Below are 1,298 nucleotides of genomic sequence, written 5' to 3'. Positions count from 1 at the left end.
CTGAGGGATCCCCAGGAATATTGTTAATACACATACACGATATTCCTGTAATTCCCGGCCAGCCCGGCCCGCGCCTCTTCAATATCCAGTTCTCTCACGCTGTCCGGCTCCTGCCTTATCGCGTTCTTCGCCAGCGTCAGATACGACAGCACCCGCCGGTTTTGCACCGTGTTTGCCTGATAGAACCGGTGCTGCCCCTGCCTTTCAAGCGCATAGCCCATCAGCCAAAGCACGATGCTGCACAGCGTCGACAGCAGATTCAGCACTGACATCCTCTCCACGCTCCGGCTGTAGCTGCTTCTCAGCCCCATACCGTAACGCTCGCTTTTTTCATCCCGGAAGTTCTGCTCTATCTGCATTCTCCGGCTGTAAAGCTTCATTACCGTCCGTGGCTTCAGCTCCGCATCGCTGGTAAACAGCACCCACGGCTCACGGGCCAGGCGACTCTGGTTTGCCTCTTCGCGCGTGTAAAAAAAACGACCCCGGCTTTTCTTTCCGTGACGATTTCTGGCGGCTCTCTTATGTACGTGCACGTAGCCGTAAGCCGGTGATTTTTTATATCGCGTCAGCCGGGCCGCACCGGCACAGCGCGGCGTTGTGCCAGCTTTTAGCTGGCCCGGCGTTACCCACTCTTCCGTTCCGGCCAGCTTCAGAACGCCGTTCCCCCTGAGCCGGCCGATGAAGTGCCATCCGTGCGACTGAACGCGGTTAAACCACTCGCGGCGGAACCCGGCATCGGTGATGATGGTCACTTTCCTGTCTCCCATGCACCCGGCCAGCTCGTCCAGAAAGCGGTTCTGAAGATCGGGGTTTCCCAGCTTATCGCCTTCTGCGATGAGGCTCAGCAGCGGGATGGCACGCCCGTCCGCCAGCAGGCTGGCACGCAAAAGGCTGAAGGACTGAGTTGGCCAGGCGCTCCAGTCCACGGCAATGACGCACTCCTTCATGTCCCGGATAAGCCAGCAGATAATGTCGCGTGACAGCGCGGGCACCTCCCGGTGGAGGGCGGCATTGCCCATAAGGCGGTCAACGCGTTTGATTTTGTGCTTAACGCGGGCATGGCCCGCAAGAGAGCGACCGATGCTGGTCAGATTGAGGGAAGCACCGCGGGTCAGGGAAATCGTCATATCAGTGAGGGCGTTACGACGATACTGATGGGTGCTGGCTAAAGATTCCCGTAAAAATTTATGGCAAAATGCGGAAGCAGGCATAGTGGCGATCTTATTTTTTGTTGGCGCAATAATTAGATCATTTTTCCACTGTGCCTGCTTCGTTTTTGTGGGGATTCATCAGCCCTA

Annotated in this window: 1 protein-coding gene; it reads right to left on the bottom strand. The window is 57.0% G+C overall.

Annotated elements, in window-relative coordinates; translation table 11 throughout:
* Positions 1-23: 23 nt before the first annotated feature.
* Positions 24-1,211 (bottom strand): IS4 family transposase, encoded by a 1,188-nt coding sequence (locus PMI17_RS19545; RefSeq protein WP_007891849.1) that lies wholly within the window; start codon positions 1,209-1,211, stop codon positions 24-26.
* Positions 1,212-1,298: the final 87 nt, after the last annotated feature.

The sequence above is a fragment of the Pantoea sp. GM01 genome, from assembly GCF_000282675.1.
In the GTDB taxonomy this organism is placed as follows: domain Bacteria; phylum Pseudomonadota; class Gammaproteobacteria; order Enterobacterales; family Enterobacteriaceae; genus Pantoea; species Pantoea nemavictus.
The sequence above is the reverse complement of the archived record's forward strand: the minus strand, read 5'-3'. Positions and strand labels throughout refer to the sequence as shown.